This is a genomic window from Halobacterium rubrum (assembly GCF_021729015.1).
Lineage (GTDB): Archaea > Halobacteriota > Halobacteria > Halobacteriales > Halobacteriaceae > Halobacterium > Halobacterium rubrum.
In genome coordinates, this window is sequence record NZ_JAJQQZ010000001.1 from 135,083 (window position 1) to 151,488 (window position 16,406).

At 70.4% G+C, this 16,406-nt stretch carries 19 protein-coding genes and 1 tRNA gene; 14 read left to right on the plus strand and 6 right to left on the minus strand.

Going from position 1 to position 16,406, the window contains the following annotated elements; translation table 11 throughout:
• Positions 1-6: 6 nt before the first annotated feature.
• The 5 genes from LT971_RS00715 (at position 7) to LT971_RS00735 (ending at position 3,963) form a co-directional block, all read left to right on the plus strand.
• Positions 7-1,353, plus strand: a complete 1,347-nt coding sequence (locus LT971_RS00715; RefSeq protein ID WP_237004932.1) for an FAD-dependent oxidoreductase — start codon at positions 7-9, stop codon at positions 1,351-1,353.
• A 13-nt stretch (positions 1,354-1,366) separates the two neighbouring features.
• Positions 1,367-1,711, plus strand: coding sequence for a ferredoxin family protein (locus LT971_RS00720; protein WP_237004933.1), 345 nt, complete (start codon positions 1,367-1,369; stop codon positions 1,709-1,711).
• Positions 1,712-1,770: 59 nt separating this feature from the next.
• Positions 1,771-2,025: a DUF7967 family protein gene (locus tag LT971_RS00725; protein ID WP_237004934.1), complete on the plus strand. Its 255-nt coding sequence runs from the start codon at positions 1,771-1,773 to the stop codon at positions 2,023-2,025.
• Positions 2,026-2,203: 178 nt separating this feature from the next.
• Positions 2,204-3,115, plus strand: a complete 912-nt coding sequence (locus LT971_RS00730) for an ABC transporter ATP-binding protein (RefSeq protein ID WP_237004935.1) — start codon at positions 2,204-2,206, stop codon at positions 3,113-3,115.
• A complete protein-coding gene (locus LT971_RS00735; protein WP_237004936.1) occupies positions 3,112-3,963 on the plus strand; it encodes an ABC transporter permease in 852 nt (283 codons plus the stop codon). Before LT971_RS00730 ends, LT971_RS00735 begins: the two co-directional genes overlap by 4 nt.
• Before the next feature lies 1 nt (position 3,964).
• Here LT971_RS00735 and LT971_RS00740 read toward each other — a convergent pair whose 3' ends face one another.
• Positions 3,965-4,345 (minus strand): hypothetical protein, encoded by a 381-nt coding sequence (locus LT971_RS00740; protein WP_237004937.1) that lies wholly within the window; start codon positions 4,343-4,345, stop codon positions 3,965-3,967.
• Positions 4,346-4,531: 186 nt separating this feature from the next.
• Here LT971_RS00740 and LT971_RS00745 point away from each other — a divergent pair, with 186 nt between their 5' ends.
• A complete protein-coding gene (locus LT971_RS00745) occupies positions 4,532-5,716 on the plus strand; it encodes an aspartate kinase (RefSeq protein WP_237006237.1) in 1,185 nt (394 codons plus the stop codon).
• Positions 5,717-5,850: 134 nt separating this feature from the next.
• Positions 5,851-7,197 (plus strand): tryptophanase, encoded by a 1,347-nt coding sequence (locus LT971_RS00750; RefSeq protein ID WP_237004938.1) that lies wholly within the window; start codon positions 5,851-5,853, stop codon positions 7,195-7,197.
• A 247-nt stretch (positions 7,198-7,444) separates the two neighbouring features.
• Here the strand turns inward: LT971_RS00750 and LT971_RS00755 are convergent, their stop codons facing one another.
• The gene (locus LT971_RS00755; protein ID WP_237004939.1) at positions 7,445-8,143 is read right to left on the minus strand and encodes a metallophosphoesterase family protein; all 699 of its coding nucleotides are present in this window, start codon (positions 8,141-8,143) and stop codon (positions 7,445-7,447) included.
• 53 nt (positions 8,144-8,196) lie between these two features.
• Positions 8,197-8,781, minus strand: a complete 585-nt coding sequence (locus tag LT971_RS00760; RefSeq protein ID WP_237004940.1) for an IMP cyclohydrolase — start codon at positions 8,779-8,781, stop codon at positions 8,197-8,199.
• Positions 8,782-8,878: 97 nt separating this feature from the next.
• Here LT971_RS00760 and LT971_RS00765 point away from each other — a divergent pair, with 97 nt between their 5' ends.
• The 5 genes from LT971_RS00765 to LT971_RS00785 all read left to right on the plus strand — a co-directional run bounded on the left by LT971_RS00765 (position 8,879) and on the right by LT971_RS00785 (position 10,717).
• Complete coding sequence (locus LT971_RS00765) at positions 8,879-9,193, plus strand: homing endonuclease associated repeat-containing protein (RefSeq protein ID WP_237004941.1); 315 nt, start codon at positions 8,879-8,881, stop codon at positions 9,191-9,193.
• A gap of 240 nt (positions 9,194-9,433) precedes the next feature.
• Positions 9,434-9,775 (plus strand): hypothetical protein, encoded by a 342-nt coding sequence (locus tag LT971_RS00770; protein ID WP_237004942.1) that lies wholly within the window; start codon positions 9,434-9,436, stop codon positions 9,773-9,775.
• Between the two features lie 45 nt (positions 9,776-9,820).
• A tRNA-Gln gene (locus LT971_RS00775) sits at positions 9,821-9,893 on the plus strand.
• A gap of 296 nt (positions 9,894-10,189) precedes the next feature.
• Entirely contained in the window at positions 10,190-10,327 is a 138-nt protein-coding gene (locus LT971_RS00780; RefSeq protein ID WP_237004943.1) for a hypothetical protein, read from the plus strand.
• A 6-nt stretch (positions 10,328-10,333) separates the two neighbouring features.
• Entirely contained in the window at positions 10,334-10,717 is a 384-nt protein-coding gene (locus tag LT971_RS00785; protein WP_237004944.1) for a hypothetical protein, read from the plus strand.
• A gap of 164 nt (positions 10,718-10,881) precedes the next feature.
• On the opposite strand, the gene cgi121 is transcribed toward LT971_RS00785, so the two are convergent.
• Together cgi121 and LT971_RS00795 are read right to left on the minus strand one after the other, a co-directional pair.
• Positions 10,882-11,403, minus strand: a complete 522-nt coding sequence (gene cgi121 / locus LT971_RS00790; protein ID WP_237004945.1) for a KEOPS complex subunit Cgi121 — start codon at positions 11,401-11,403, stop codon at positions 10,882-10,884.
• Positions 11,400-13,814, minus strand: a complete 2,415-nt coding sequence (locus LT971_RS00795) for an ATP-dependent DNA helicase (RefSeq protein WP_237004946.1) — start codon at positions 13,812-13,814, stop codon at positions 11,400-11,402. Before LT971_RS00795 ends, cgi121 begins: the two co-directional genes overlap by 4 nt.
• Before the next feature lie 164 nt (positions 13,815-13,978).
• Here LT971_RS00795 and LT971_RS00800 point away from each other — a divergent pair, with 164 nt between their 5' ends.
• Positions 13,979-14,227, plus strand: coding sequence for a ferredoxin (locus tag LT971_RS00800; protein WP_237004947.1), 249 nt, complete (start codon positions 13,979-13,981; stop codon positions 14,225-14,227).
• A gap of 360 nt (positions 14,228-14,587) precedes the next feature.
• On the opposite strand, the gene mdh is transcribed toward LT971_RS00800, so the two are convergent.
• Positions 14,588-15,502, minus strand: coding sequence for a malate dehydrogenase (gene mdh, locus LT971_RS00805; RefSeq protein WP_237004948.1), 915 nt, complete (start codon positions 15,500-15,502; stop codon positions 14,588-14,590).
• 184 nt (positions 15,503-15,686) lie between these two features.
• On the opposite strand from mdh, the gene LT971_RS00810 reads away from it, so the two are divergent.
• On the plus strand, positions 15,687-16,385 hold the full coding sequence (locus LT971_RS00810; protein ID WP_237004949.1) for an Sjogren's syndrome/scleroderma autoantigen 1 family protein: 699 nt from the start codon (positions 15,687-15,689) through the stop codon (positions 16,383-16,385).
• The last annotated feature ends 21 nt before the right edge of the window (positions 16,386-16,406 follow it).

Sequence of the window (16,406 nt, forward strand, 5' to 3'; positions counted from 1 at the left end):
ACACACATGGAGACACCAGACTACGACAACGAGTTCGACGCCATCGTCGTCGGCGCCGGGCTGGCTGGCAGCGCCGCCGCGCTCGCGATGGCGAACCAGGACCTCGACGTCCTCGTCCTCGAGCGCGGCCAGTCACCCGGCACGAAGAACGTCTTCGGCGGCGTCCTGTACACGCCGACCGTCCGCGAACTGGTCGACATCGACGACGCGCCCCTCGAGCGGTACGTCGCCGAGAAGCGCTACGGGGTGCTCACCGAGACCGACGAGACCGCCGTGACGATGCGGCCCGGCGAGTGGCTGGAGGAGCCACACAACGATTCGTACACCGTCCTCCGCGGGAGCTTCGACGAGTGGTTCGCCGAGCAGGCCGTCGACGCTGGCGCCACGCTCCTGACCGAGACGACCGTCACCGGTCTCGTGCGCGAGCCCGGCGGCGGGGCGGCCGAGGGTCGCGTCGTCGGCGTCGAGACGGACCGCCCCGACGGCACCATCCGCGCACCCGTCGTGGTCGTCGCCGAGGGCGCCAACTCCCTCGTCAGCGAGGGCGCCGGGCTCCGCGACCACCACGACCGCGAGGACGTCGCCGTCGCCGCCAAGGAAGTCCTCAAGTTCGACCGCGAGACCATCGAACAGCGCTTCCGCCTCAACGGCGACCAGGGCGTCGCGTACAACTACTTCGGCGAGGGCGCCGTCGGCGACGCCGTCGGCGGCGGCTTCATCTACACGAACAAGCGCACCGTCAGCGTCGGCGTCGCCTACAGCATCGAGGACGCCGTCGCCAGCGACCAGAACCCCGAGGAGACGCTGAACGACTTCAAGCAGCACCCGGCGGTCGCGCCGCTCGTCCGGGGCGGCCGCACCGTCGAGTACTCCGCGCACGCCATCCCCGAGGGCGGCATCGACGCCGTTCCGGACCTCGTGAGCGACGGCGCGCTGCTGGCCGGTGACGCCGCCGGCCTCGTCCTCAACAACGGCGTCCACCTCGAGGGCACGAACATGGCCGTCGAGTCCGGCTATCAGGCCGGGCGCGCCGTCGCGGCGGCGGTAGACGGCGACGACGGCAGCGTCGACGACCGTGCGCTCGCGACCTACCCCGAGGAGCTGGCCGACTCGTTCGTCGTCCAGAACCTCCAGCACTACGACTTCTTCCAGGAGCTGGCCGTCGAGGACCGCGAGTTCCTGTTCTCGGAGCTGCCGCGCGCGCTCGCCGACGCGGAGACCGAGTACTTCGCCGTCGACCGCGACCCGAAGGAAGCCCACGCCGAAGCCGCCAAAGACCGGCTGCTTGACGCCGCCGGCGGCTACGTCGGCGCGGCGAAACGAGCCTGGAAGTACCGGAAGCTGCTGTCGTGACCACTACCAGACAATGAGCACCACGTCACCCACCACTGACCGCGACGCGCTGCCCGACGTGCCGGACGTCGAGAACGCCTCGACGGAGGACCGGCTGTACGCGGACAAGTACACCGACCACGAGGACTCACACCTCGGCGTGAAGGTCGCCGGGTTCTGCACCGACAAGTGCGACACCGACGACTGCGTCGCCGTCTGTCCCGCCGACGTCTGGCGGGTCGAGGGCGACGACGAGGTGCCGACCATCGCCTACGAGAACTGCCTCGAGTGCGGGTCGTGTCGGTTCGCGTGCCCGCACAACAACGTCGCCTGGGAGTACCCGGAGCGCGGCGCGGGCGTCTCCTACAAGTACGGGTAGGAGTGACAGGCCCGCGTCACGACGAACGCTTCAAGGACACCCTCGGCGAACGGTTACACATGAGCGACACCGAGCGGGTCTGGCTGGTCTTCCGCGAGTACACCGACAAGGGCCTCCTGAGCCTGACGTACGCCACGCCGGACGGCGAGTACGTCCACCACAAGCAGCGCTCGCTGAACGCCGGCGACCCGACCGCAGCCATCGACGTCGACGCCGACGACCTCGACCCGGTCGAGGACGCCGAGGACGTCGAACGGTACGGCCACGAGGCCGCCCGGATGGCCGAGGAACACGACCCCGACGACACGGTCTGAGGCCCGAACCGAGCGACAGCCACGCCTCCTTCTCGCGCCGCCGCCGCGCTGGCGGTCGGCTGCAGGCCGCTCGCTGCCCGACGCTTCGACCGCCTCGGGCGCTGAAACACCGACTCGCGGTCGCTGCGTCTGAGAACCACCACAACCACTTTATAAACGGATACAGACGTTCCCACGTATGCCAGCCATCGAACTGCACGGCGTCACCAAGCGCTACGGTGACGTCACCGCCCTCCACGACCTCGACCTCACGGTCGAGGACGGGGAGATATACGGCTTCCTCGGCCCGAACGGCGCCGGGAAGTCGACGACCATCGACATCCTCCTGGACTTCGTGCGACCGACCAGCGGCACGGCCAGCGTGCTCGGGATGGACGCCCAGACCGACTCGCAGGCCATCCGCCGGCGCATCGGCGTGTTGCCCGAGGGCTTCCACGTCTACGAGCGGCTGACCGCCCGCCAGCACCTGAACTTCGCCATCGAGTCGAAGGGCGCCAGCGACGACCCCGAAGCGCTCCTGGAGCGCGTCGGCATCCCGGACGCCGTCGACCGCAAGGCGGGCGGCTTCTCGAAGGGGATGCAACAGCGGCTCGCGCTCGCCATCTCGCTCGTCGGCGAGCCCGACCTCCTGATTCTGGACGAGCCGTCGACGGGGCTGGACCCGAACGGCGCCCGCGAGATGCGCGCCATCATCACGGAGGAGGCCGACCGCGGCGCGACCGTCTTCTTCTCCAGTCACATCCTCGAACAGGTCGAAGCGGTCTGTGACCGCGTCGGCATCCTGAAGAGCGGCGAACTGGTCGCCGAGGACTCCATCGAGGCGCTGCGGTCGGCCGCCGACACCGGCACCACGCTGACCGTCACGCTGGACGCCGTCACCGACGCCGCCGCCGACGCCGCCCGCGACGTCCCCGGCGTCTCCGAGGTGTCCGTCGACGGCGACCGGCTGGTCGTCCGCACGGACAGCGCCGCGAAGACCGACGTGCTCGACGCCGTCGAGTCGACCGGCGCCGACGTCCGCGACTTCTCCACCGAGCAGGCGTCGCTGGACGACGTCTTCGCCGCCTACACCGAGGAGGTGATGGCGTGAGCTGGCTCGCCGTCGCGCGCAAGGACTTCCAGGACGCCGGCCGGTCGAAAGCGCTCTGGGGGCTCACCGCCCTGTTCGTGCTGTTCATGGCCGGGATGGCGTACGTGTTCACGCTGCTCGGCAACAGCGGCGGTCAGGCCGCCCCCGAACTGGAGAGCGTCGGCCTGCTGTTCTTCCTCATCAGCCCCGTGACACTGCTCATCCCCATCACCGGCCTCGTCATCGCGCACAAGGCCGTCGCCGGCGAGGTCGAGTCCGGCTCCGCGAAGTTCCTGCTGTCGCTGCCCCACACCCGCCGGGACGCCGTCGTCGGGAAGGTCGTCGGCCGCAGCGCCGTCATGTGCGTCGCCGTGCTCGTCGGACTCGTCGTCGCGGCCGCCGTCGTCCTCGGCCTCTACGACTCTTTCGACGGGATGGCGTACGCCGGCTTCTCGCTGCTCGCGTTGCTGCTGGCGGCGCTGTACACCGCCATCGGCGTCGGCCTCTCCGCTGCCACGAAGGACAGCGGCCGGGCGACCATCCTCGCCGCCGCCTTCTTCGTCGTCTTCGAGGTCGCGTGGGGACTGGTGTCCCGCGGCATCTACTACCTCCTCAACGGCTCGTTCAGTCCGCCGATGGGCGCCACGCCCCCCGACTGGTTCCTGCTGCTGGACCGCATCCCGCCGTCGGCGGCGTTCTCCAGCGCAGTCTTCGGCTTCCTCCCCGGGAACGCCGGCACTGTGGCGCAGTACTTCCCGCAGGACGTCCCCCTGTACCTCTCGAAGTGGGCGGCCGTCGCGACGATGCTGCTGTGGTTCGTCGTCGTGCCCGCGCTCGGCTACCTGCGCTTCGAGGGCGCCGACCTCTAGGTTAGGGCGCCCACCGGAACCGCATCGTTCGTTCCCCGTCGAACACCGGTCCCGGCCCCGTCTCCTCGAACCCCTCCTCGGTGAGGAGGCCGGCCACGCCGTCGTCGCTCTCCGGCACCACCATCTCGACGGGCAGCGACTCCCGGGTGGCGAACTCCCGGGGGGCTGCCAGCAGCTCCGCGACGGCGTCGCCGTCGCCGCCGAACCGCGTGACGTGGACCGCGCCACGCCACGTGTCGTAGGCGAGGAAGCCGACCACTTCGTCGTCGACGCACGCCACCCGAACGGTGCGGTCCCGGACGAGGCGGTCGGCGTCGACGTCGGTCGCCGCCAGCCGCGTCACCGCGTCGGCGTCGTCGGCTGTCGCGTCCCGGACGTGCATGTCCCCACGTACGCCTCCAACCCTCTTGAAGCCCGCGCGGCGACCACGGCTGGCTCGCGGCACGGCTGGGGGCGGCTGCGGCTGCTCGCCGTGCGCTGGCAACCTTCTCACCCATGCAAGCAGTTATCTAGGCTGGCTCTCCTAGACGCGGGCAATGAACACGGTACGTCGTACCGGTGAGTGCCGGTGCGCGTAGTCGCGAAGTTCGGGGGGACGAGTCTCGGCAGCGGCGACCGCGTCGAGCGGGCTGCCGACTCCATCGCCGCCGCCGTCGACGCCGGCCACGAGATCGTCGTGGTCGCGTCGGCGATGGGGAACACGACCGACGAACTCCTCGACGAGATCACGTTCGACGCCGACGAGACGGACCGCGCGGAGATCGTCTCGATGGGCGAACGCACATCGGTCCGGATGCTGAAGGCGGCGCTGGCCGCCCGCGGCGTCGACGCCGACTTCCTCGAACCCGGGGTCGGCGACTGGCCCATCGTCACGAACGACCGCGGCGAGGTCGACGCAGACGCGACGAAGGGCCGCGTGGACGACCTCGTGGACCGCCTCGACGACACCGTCCCCGTCGTCACGGGCTTCCTCGCCGAGGACGACGAGGGCAACGTCACGACGCTCGGCCGCGGCGGCTCCGACACGTCGGCGGTGATGCTCGGCCGCTACCTCGACGCCGACGAGGTCGTCATCGTCACCGACGTCGAGGGCATCATGACCGGCGACCCCCACGTCGTCGAGGGCGCCCGGAACGTCGGCGAGATCACGGTCGACGAGCTCCGGAACCTCTCCTTCCGGGGCGCCGAAGTCGTCGCGCCGTCGGCGCTCTCGTTCAAGGACGACGAGCTCGACGTCCGCGTCATCCACTACCAGCACGGCGACCTGCTGTCGGGCGGCACGCGCGTCGAGGGCACCTTCGAGAACATGGTCGACATGCGGGAGTCGCCGCTGGCCTGCTTGACGGTCGCTGGACGCGCCATCCGGAACCGCCCCGGCATCATGTCCACGCTGTCCACGGCGCTGTACGAGAGCGACATCAACGTCGACGCGGTCGCCTCGGGCATGGACTCGATGACGTTCTACGTCGACGAGTCCGTCGCCGAGCGCGCCGAGAACGTCCTCCACCAGGAGGTCATCGAGGTCGGTGAGCTGTCCTCGGTGACGGTCACCGACGACATCGCCGTCATCCGCGTGCTCGGCGGCGAACTCCCGAACCGGCCCGGCGTCCTCCGGCGCATCGTCGACCCGCTTGCCGACCGCAACATCAACGTCATCGACATCGTCTCCTCGGCCACCTCGGTCGCGGTGTTCGTCGCGTGGGACGACCGCGAGGCCGCCCTCGACGTCGTCCAGAACGGCTTCCAGTCCTGACCGGCCGCGAGACAGACGACGGCCCCCGGTCCTGACCGCCGCGCCCCGACTCCGGGCAGCGTCGTACAGTCCTGTACGCCGCCGAACAGCCCTCTCACGCCGGAACTAAGCCGCTCGGCACCCGTCTCTGTGCCATGCGTTCCTACACGGCCACGATGGTCGACGACGTCGAACTCCTCCCCCGGGCGGACCGCGAGGCCGCGCTCGCGGACGCGGGCTACAACGTCTTCGAGCTCGCCAGCGACGCCGTCGCCGTCGACCTGCTGACCGACTCCGGCACCGGCACGATGAGCAACGACCAGTGGGCCGCCATGCTGACTGGCGACGAGGCCTACGCCGGCAGCTCCAGCTTCGCCGACCTCGAGACCGCCGCCGCGGACGTGATGGGCTTCGAGCACATCGTCCCCGCCCACCAGGGCCGGGGCGCCGAGAACGTCCTCTACGGCGCGCTCGTCGACGAGGGCGACACCGTCCTCAACAACGCCCACTTCGACACCACGCGGGCGCACGTCGCCGCCAACGGCGCCGACCCCGTCGACTGTCCGGTCGACGGCGCCCGCGACCCCGACAGCGACGACCCATTCAAGGGCGACTTCTCCGTCGAGACCGCCCGCCGCGTCGTCGACGACGTCGGCGCCGACAACGTCCCCGCCGTCGTCCTCACCGTCACGAACAACTCCATGGCCGGCCAGCCGGTCAGCGTCGCCAACACCCGCGAGGTCGCCGCGTTCGCCCACGACATCGACGCCACGTTCGTGGTCGACGCCTGCCGGTTCGCCGAGAACGCGTACTTCGTCCAGCAGCGCGAACCCGAGTTCGCCGACGACGCCGTCGCCGACATCGCCCGCGAACAGCTCTCGTACGCCGACGCCTGCGTCATGAGTGGGAAGAAAGACGGCCTCGTCAACGTCGGCGGGTTCGTCGGCCTCCGCGAGGAGGGGGAGCTGTTCGAGCAGTGCCGCCAGCGCGGCATTCTCTACGAGGGATTCTCCACGTACGGCGGCATGTCCGGTCGGGACATGGCGGCGTTCGCAGTCGGCCTCCGCGAGGCCGTCGACCCGCCGTACGTCGCCGAACGCGTCGAGCAGGTCCAGCGCCTCGCCGCCCTGCTCGACGACCGCGGCGTCCCCGTCTACGAGCCGGCCGGCGGCCACGCCGTCTACGTCGACGCCAACGAAGCACTCCCCCACCTCGCGCGCGAGGCGTTCCCGGGCCAGGCGTTCGTCTGCGAACTCTACCTGGAGGGCGGCGTCCGCGGCGTCGAACTCGGCCGGTTCGCCTTCCCCGGCACGGACCGGCGGGACCTCGTCCGCCTCGCGCTCCCTCGCCGCACCTACGGCCCCGACCACCTCGAACACGTCGCCGACACCGCCGCGGCGGTCTGCGAGCGCGGCGACGATGTGACTGGCTACGAGATCGTCGACGAACCCGAGATGCAGGAGCTCCGGCACTTCTCCGCACAGCTCCGGCCGCTAGCGTAGGACGCTGCTGATCCCGACGGCCACGCTCGAAAGCCCTCGGCCGGCTCGCGTACGTTCGTCGGTATATCGCTCCCGAGGGTCGCGATAGGGACCGACGAGCCCACGAGGCCTCCGGCCGCGAGCTGGGCGGTCGGCTCTGCCGACCGCCCCATTCCGTGGCGGCGTAGCCGCCACGCGCGCCTCGCCCTTTCGGTCCACCAGGCTACTGGCTGTCGAATCGGCAGCCTCCGCCGGCCGGCTGGTCGGGCTACCGCCCTTCGGTCAGCCGGTCGGCCGTCCGCGGCGGCAGGCCGGCGTCCCGGACCGCCTCCTGGACGGCCTCGACGTCGTACTCGACGCGGTGCTCGGTCACCGACAGGTCGTCGAGGTCGACGACAGCGTAGGCAGCCCGGGGATCGCGGTCCCGGGGCTGGCCGACGCTGCCCGGGTTCAGGACGACGCCCTCGCCGTACACCTCGTGGTGCTGGACGTGCGTGTGCCCGAGAATCAGGACCTCCTCCTGCTCCTCCTCCTGGTCGCCGCTGGAGCCGTCCTCGCCGCGACCGAGCAGGTGTGGCCCGAACTCCTCGGGGTACGTGTACTTGTCCGTCACCTCGGGGTGGTCGTGGACGACCTTCACGCGGCCGTCCGCCAGCCGGCGCTCCCGGGGAAGGTTCTCGACCCACGTCCGCTGGACGTCGTTCAGCGCCTCGCTGGCGTGGTCGACGCCGGCCTGGGCCATCCCGTTCCCGCGGAAGTTCCGGCCGGCCGCCACCATTCGGTCGTGGTTCCCCATCACCGTCGGGACGCCGCGCTCGCGGAGTTCGTCGACGCACTCGGCGGGCCACGGATTGTACCCGACGACGTCGCCCGCACACACCAGCCGGTCGACGGCCGGCATGTCCGCGAGCACGGCCTCCAGCGCGACGAGATTCGAGTGGATGTCGGAGACAACGCCGAGTTGCATGCCCGGCACTCGGGCGCCCTCGGCCTTAGTTCTCCGCCCCGCTCTCGGTCCGGCTACTCGCCGTTCTCGATGGCGGTCTCGTAGCCGTCGTCCTCGCCGTCGCGGACGACGCCGACTGCGCAGACGGCGTGCTCGAACGCCGCGCTGTACGCCTCGCCGGCCGCCGCGTCGGCCGTCTCGGCGTCGAACCCGATGGGCTCGGGCGCGTCCTTCTCGTAGGTCGCGACGAGCGTCGGCTCCTCGACCTCCCTGACGAGGAGTGCGTCCCTCCGGACGGTCCCGACGAACGCACGCCCGTCGGCCGCCAGCACGCCCGCGACCCGGGGCGTGTCGTAGTCGTCTTTCTCGTAGTCCAGCGCGAGCAGCGCCTCGGCGAGCGCGTCGCGGGGCGGATACCCCAGCTCGAGCTTCTCCGCGATGGGGTCGACGTGGCTGCCGTTCCCGACGACCGCGTGTCCGCCGCCCGTCCGGTAGCAGTTGTACGATACGTAGGGGTTGTCCGTGTCGGGAGCGTCCGGCGTCGGCGCGACGGTCAGCGCACCCTCGCGCTCGACGACCTGCCGGTTCGGGAACGACCGCGACGACACCCGGTAAGCCGCGACGTCCGGCCCCACGACGACGAATCGTCCGACGTACATACGCGAACGTGCATCCTCGCCGGGCAAATAGCCGTCGGTGTGTGCACGAACGAGTGTTGGCCACACGTTTATACAGGAACGCGACGCCAGCCCACCCGTGGCGACGAGAGAGGACTGTCTCAGCGCGCTCGAAGATGCTGCGAGCCGTCTCGACGAGTCACCGACGAAAGCTCAGTACGAGAGACTCGACATTACGCCCGCTGCGTCGACGATTCTCAGACACTGCGGCAGCTGGAACGACGCGAAAGCACAGGCCGGGCTGTCGACGAACCGGTCCACGGGGCCGCGCGTCGAACCCAAGCCCGACGACGTCTCGGTTCCCGACGGCGAGACGTGGTCGTCACTCAGCCAGGACCAGCGGTGGCACTACCGCAACCGAGACCTGAACGCGCAGCGGTCACGGGACCGGTGACGGCGGCTCCGCGAGTGGCTCCACCAGTACAGAACCGACCGGTCCGGGTGCGTTCGGTGTGCGGAATCGTCGCCGTTCTGCCTCGACTTCCACCACGTCGACGACACACGAAAACGGCTGAGCGTCAACGAGATGGTGGCGTCCGGATACTCGCGAGAAACAATCCGCACGGAAATCGAGGACTGTCAACTGCTCTGCGCGAACTGTCACTGGCGGGAACACAACGATGCACCGGTAGTGTTGTCCGAACTCGATACGGCCGAACTCGCCGACAGCCCTGGGGACGCGCTGGAAGCACGTCTGCTCGGCGAACGACCCGGGTCGGTCGACAAGGAGTCGTGGGTTCGCGCCTGGACCTACGCCTACCAGCAGGTCCGTGGCTGTCAGCGCTGCGGTGAAGGAGACCCGGTGTGTCTGCAGCTCCATCACCCAGACGACGAAAAGACGGCGGCCGTCGGCGAGATGATTACGAACAGCCGTCCGGTCGAGGCGGTTCACGCCGAAATCGAGAAGACGGCGGTCCTCTGTGCGAACTGCCACCGGACGGAACACCACCCAGCAACGCCCGCTGCCCTGGACTGAAACGACAACGTTTAGTGAACCAACCTCGTTTCGTGAGATGCGAGCAGTCCCGTGGGGTAGCGGCCAATCCTGAAGCCTTCTGGGGGCTTCGACGGAAGTTCGAATCTTCCCGGGACTACTTCTGGCGACGAGTTGAGCGAGGAGCCGATAATCCAGATTCGAGCCCTGCGAGTCGCGCGCAGCGAGACGAGAAGCGACAGCGAGCACGTCTCGCTCCGGTTCGAATCTTCCCGGGACTATTCTCCTGGCGATCCACGACGAACAGTGTTCCGTCCGTTCGTGTGATTGCTAGCGGTGGTTCCTGCTCGCTCCCGAAGCGGGGGTACCGGGGACTCGCCCGACTACTTTCACTTTCACTGCGCGGCAGGATTCGGTACTTGTGGCGGCGGCGCCTCAGACGCTGGCAGGTGACCGATGGATGGCGAGCACACGGACGCCGGCTGGCGCGTCAAGTGCCCGCGGGGGCACACGCGGCTGCGCCGGCTCTGCGACGGCCGGTACTACTGCCGGAGCTGCGAGCAGCACTACGACCGCGGCGACCTCCGGGGGTGACCGGGGGTGGCCGTAGACCCGCGGTCGAACAGCGTCCCGAACGGCGCGCGCAGCGTCCTGCGCGGGAACCCGGACGCGACAGCCCGGCTCCCGCCGCCCGGCGAGCCGTTCCGGCTCGCGGAGGCGCCCGGTGAAGTCCGGCGGGTCTTCCGGCAGTTCCGCGCGCACGGCGTCCTCGACGTCGTCGAGAATCCCAGGGACGAGCCGAAACGCTACCGCACGAATCCGGCCGCCTTCGAGGCCGCCCGCGAGATTCGGGCGAGTCGCGACACGCTGCCCTGCGGCCACGGCGGACTGCGGAACCGCCGCGACGAGGACGGCTACACGTGTGGGTACGGCGGCTGTGACGCTCGGTTCGACCGGCGGACGGTGCTCGACTGTATCGGGTAGCGTCTGACGGCCGTCCGCTCTCCGCGGGCGGCGTTTCGGGTGCAACTCACTCACACACGCCACCGGTCGTGATACGGGGTGGACTACATTCTCCCGGAGAGAACCGCAAGACGAAGAGACGACCACACCCCTTCGTTTCGACTGGAACGGGGTGTGCTAGCGCGTCACTTCTCGACGTCGAGCAGCGCGACGCGCTCGCGCACCACGCCGGCGAGGTCGCCGCCCGCCGCAGCCACCTCCGCCGCGCTCACGTCGAAGAACTCCCGGAGCGTCGCCTCGTCGCGTTCCTCCCCCAGCGTCGGGCGCACTTCGGCGAGCAGGTCGCCCACCGCGTCGGCAGCCGCCGCCTCGCGCTCGTCGGCGTCGGCTGCGCCGTCCGTGTCGGCGGCGACCACGACGACGACCGGCTGCTCGCCCTCGCCGACGCCCATCGCCAGCGCCTGCCGGATCTGGCGGCGGCCAGCGGCGTACAGCAGAATCTCGACGGCGCGCTCGCTGGCGACGTTCTCCCCGCGCTCGAACGCCCGGCTGGCGTGCGCCACCGCGCTCACGAGGTGCTCGCGGTCCGCGACGTAGCCGGCGTCGAACGCCTGCACCGCCACGCCGTGCTCGTCGCCGACCGCGCCGAGGTCGGCGACGAACGCGTCGACGTCCTCGACCGCGGCGACGCCCTCGACGACCCTCACGAGAAGTCACCCAGGTTCGCCTGGTTCTCGCCGGTGTCGGCGCCCCCACCGGCGCCGCTGCCGCTGCCCTCGGGGTCGGGGGTCGCGTCCGCGTCGGCGTCCACGCCGTCCATCCCCGGATTCGGGTGGCCGACGTTCTCCAGGATGCGCTCTGCCGTCGCCTCGCGGCCCCGGACGGCGCCGAGCACGAGGCTCTTGTCGGCGTCCCGGAGGTCGGCCCGCGACTCGATGCCGGCGTCGTACAGCCGGCGGGCGCGCTTCCGGCCGACGTCCCGCACGCCAGCGAGGTCCAGCAGTTCCTCCCGGACGCCGTACTCCACACGCTTGCGGGCCTCGCGGACGGCGGTCGCGCAGTTCACGTCGAGTTCGCCGGCGAGCCGCTCGGCCGCGTTCAGCAGCCACTCCGCCGTCTCCACTTTCCCCCGGATGTCGCCCGGGCCGACGTCGTAGCGCTCGGCGATTCGGTCCTCGTCGAGCTCCGACGCCCAGTCCTCCATGAGCTTCGCCGTCTTCAGCGCCGACAGCCAGTCCTCGAACTCCGCCTGCTCCTCGCGGGGCGTCGACCCGAGCAGTTCGTCCTCGCGCTCGTAGGCGAGTTCGGTGTACTGCTCGCGGTCCCCGGACCGGAGGTAGAGCTCGTACATGTCCGGCGTCCGGCTCACGAGGTGGTAGAGCCCGAGCGGCGACGGGTCTACGGTCGCGTCCTCCGGGAGGTCGCTGTCGGCCTCCATCTCGCTGGCCGGCTGGAAGCCCGCGGGCCCGTCGCTGTCTGCGGTTCCTGCGTCGTCGCTCGCTCCAGACGCGGCCCCGCTTCGCGCGGCCGCGCGCAACCCGTCGATGACGGTCGCCGCGCTCATCGGGTCGACGTACAGCTGGCTCACGAGGTGGCCGGTGGCGGTCGCGCGCAGCGCGCCGCCGTCCTCGCGCTCGACGAACCCGTTCCGGTCGAGGTAGACGAGCACGTCCCGCGTGACGGACTGCAGCCGGCCGGGGTCGTCGGTCTGCGTGGCGTACAGCGTCTCCCCGAGGAACTCGTGGAGGCTGTCCTCGGTCGTCGTGAACCCGGTCGCGATGGCGGCCAGCACGTGGGTGCGGAGCGCGGGCTCGGCCGCGAGCTTCGAGCGCACGGGCTCCGGGTCGGCGTACACGTACCGGTCGAACAGCTCCTCCAGCTCGTCGTGGCTGTTCGCGAGCAGCACGGCCTCCCCGTAGGGGTCCAGTCCGGGGCGCCCCGCACGCCCGAACATCTGGTGGACCTCCAGGACGTCGAGGGGCTGCATCCCGCCGGCGGTGCCGTCGTAGCGCTGCCAGTCCCGCACGACGACCCGGCGGGAGGGCGTGTTCACGCCCGCCGCGAGCGTCGGCGTCGCGGAGACGACCTTCACGAGGCGGTCTCTGAAGGCTTCCTCGACGAGTTCGCGGTGCTCGCGCGCGAGGCCGGCGTGGTGGAACGCCGCGCCCTTCGCGACGGCGTCCGCGAGGTCGTCGCTGGTCTCGGTGTCGCTGACGCCCCGTATCTCCTCGGCGACGTCGGCCAGCCGGTCGCGCTCCTCGGGCGACAGCGTGTCGCCGGTGACGTCCGCGAGCCGGCGCGCCGACGCCTCGGCGTTCCGGCGGGAGTTCACGAACACGAGCGTCGACCCGTCGTCCTTGAGGGTGTCCGCGACCACGGCGGCCGTCTGGCTCCCCGAGCCGACCGAGAGTTCGGCCTGTGTGCCGTCGTCGTAGTGCAGCGCCTGTCCGTAGTGGACGCCGGTCTTCAGGTCGATGGGCCGCCAGTCCGAGTCCACGAGCTCGGCGTCCAGCCAGTCCGCGAGTTCGTCGGCGTTCCCGATGGTCGCCGACAGCGCGACGACCTGGAGACCGTCGACGCGCTGGCGGAGCTTCGCCAGTGTCACCTCCAGCGTGGGGCCGCGGTGGTCGTCGTCCACCAGGTGGACCTCGTCGGCGACCACGCAGGACAGGTCGTCGATCCAGTCGGCGCCGTTGCGAACCAGCGAGTCGACTTTCTCCGAGGTGGCGACGACGATGTCGTTGTCCGACAGCCGGGAGCCATCGCTCTCGTAGTTCCCCGTCGAGACGCCGACGGAGAGGCCGAACTGCTCGAAGGCCTCGAACTCGCTGGCCTTCTCCCCCGCGAGCGCACGCAGCGGCACGATGTAGAGGGCGGTGCCGTCGCCGTCGAACCCGAATTTGTCGTCCCCGTCCTCGTCCGCGATGGCCGACAGCATCGCCAGCTGGGCGACCAGCGTCTTCCCGCTGGCCGTCGGGACGCTCGCCACGAGGTTCGAGCCCTCGGTGACTCCCTTCTCGACGGCCTCACCCTGCGGCGGGTACAGCTCCTCGATGCCCTCCCCCTCGAAGTACTCGGCGACGCCGCCGGGGAGGCCCGGCACGTCCGCGACTCTCATTGGGCCGGGATAGGCTCGTCCCGCGGTTTAAACTGTCGGGCGGGGCCACCTGCCGTCTCTCTCGCGGGCGCTCGCCGTCGGGCCGCCAGACGGCGTCGGCCAGCCGGCGGTCGCGCCGTGACTGGCCCGGCAACGATATACGCCGGGCGCCACCACGTGGCGGTATGCGAGTCGAGTTCGACCGGGACACCTGCATCGGGATGTTCCAGTGCGTCGCGGAGTGGGGCGACGGCTTCGAGGAGGACACGGACGCCGGGAAGGCGGTGCTCGTCGACGGCGAGGAGGTCGAGGAGGACCTCTTCGCCGTCGAGGTACCGGACGGCGACGAACTGGACGCGAAGTTCGCGGCGAGAGCCTGTCCCGTCGACGCCATCACCGTCTACGACGACGACGGCGAACAGCTCGTTCCCTGACTGTCGGTAGCGTCGCTGCACCGCCCGGGATAGTTTTATGATAACACGACACATACCATCGGGTGCGATGTGCCACCACTGGGAGGAGCTTCCGATCGAACAACTCGAAGCGGAGGCCGAACGCGACGCCGAGGACGCCGACGACGTCGAACAGGAAGTCGCACCCGCGTAGTCGCACTGCCGGCCGGCGCACCGCCTGCGAACCACCGAACAGCGACGCACAGCCGCCCGTCCTCCCCGCCTCGTTCCTCGTCGGCGCACAAACCGCCAGCAGCAGGGAGCACAGCAGGCTACTCGCTCGCTCGGGCCCCGACGCTTACACAGCAGTGACCGCACCAGAAGAAACCGCTTGCCGCGGCGTTACGCGATCTCGTCGTACTGCTCGGAGAGCTTCTCTGCGGCCTCGCCGAGCTGGTCGCGCTCGTACTCGGTGAGGTCCCACTCGACGACCTCCTCGACGCCGTTCGACCCGAGCTTCACCGGAACGCCGAGGCCGACGTCGTCGAGGCCGTACTCGCCGTCGAGCACGACGCTACCGGGCAGCACTTCGCCCGTGTCGTTGAGGATGGCTTCGACCATGTGGGCGACGCCGGTCGCCGGCCCCCACTGGGTCGCGCCCTTCTTCTCGATGACGTTCATCGCGGACGCCTGGAGGTCCGAGAGGATCTCCTCCTTCTCGTCGTCGCTGAACTCGGGGTCCGCGCCGTTCACGCGGACCTTCGAGAACACGGGCACCTGGGCGTCGCCGTGCTCGCCGAGGATTGTCGCGTCGACGTTCTGGACGGGCGCGTCGAAGCGCTGGCCGAGCACGTACCGGAAGCGCGCGCTGTCCAGACGGCCGCCGAACCCGACGACCTTGTGGCGGTCGCGGTCGCCGCTCTCGTAGAGGTGGCGGTTCAGGAGGTCGACGGGGTTCGACGTCGTGACGGTGACGAAGTCGTCGTTGTGCTCGGCCAGCGAGGAGCCGATGTCCTCCATGATGGGCGCGTTGTCGCCCGCGAGGTCGATGCGGGTCTGGCCGGGCTGGCGCGGGATGCCGGCCGTGATGACGACGACGTCGGAGCCGGCGGTGTCCTCGTAGTCGCCCTGGTAGACGTCGGTGTTGGCGTCGTAGGCGACGCCGTGGTTGGCGTCCGCGGCCTGCCCGATAGTCTCCTCCTCCTTGTCCGGGATGTCCACGAATACGAGCTCGTCGACCACGTCACGGAGCGCGAGGTTGTAGCCTGCGGCGGCGCCGACCGTCCCGGCGGCCCCCACGATGCTGACTTTCGTCATATCACGTCAAACACCTCCGGGCAAGCCGTTAAGCGCTTCGATACCCCCGCCCCAGCGCCCCGAAACCGCCCTACAGCGGCCGACAGCCGCCGAACGACCCTTCGACTATCGACGAACTTCTGTCGGGGTCGTGGGGTCACGCTCCCCCGCAGCCTTTTCGACGCTCGCCGCCGTCCCACCGACCATGAGCGACAGCGACGACGGATTCGACGAGGAAGCCGTGCGCGAGGAACTCCGAGAGAAGTACGAGAACGAACAGGAAGACCGCGAGGCGACCGCGCGTATGAGCGAGTTGCTCCTGCAGGGCGCGACGATGACCAACGACCACTGCGACCGCTGTGGCAGCCCGCTGTTCCGCTACGAGGGCCAGACGTTCTGTCCGACCTGCCAGCACGAGGCCCAGCGCCAGCAGGCGGACGCCAGCCAGCCCGACGCACAGCAGGCGCAGGCCGGCCAGCCAGAGACTCAGCAGGCCGACTCCGGCCCGACCGGGGGCCAGCAAGCCTCGCCCAATCAGTCCGAATCCGGGGTCGCGGGCGGCGACAGCCAGCAGCCCGCCTCCGGCGACGCCGGCCGAGACACTGACACCCGACGAGCACCGCCGTCCCGGAGCGGCGGCGAGCACGCACCCGACACTGGCCGGAGCGGCGAGCGCAGCCGCGACGTCGTCGAGGACGCCCCCGCTCGCGACGACCCCTCGACGCGCGACCTCCCCGAGCACGCGCCGACGGCCACCGCCAGCGGTCCGGCCGCCGACGCGCTCGAATCGACCATCGCCGCGCTCGCGCGCCGCGCCGGCAGCGCCGACGACCCCCGGACCGCCCGCGAGTACCTCGAAGCCGCCCGGGAGGCCGCCGAAGCCCTCGCCGCGCTCCGCCAGTAGCCGGAACCGACTTTTCCCCGC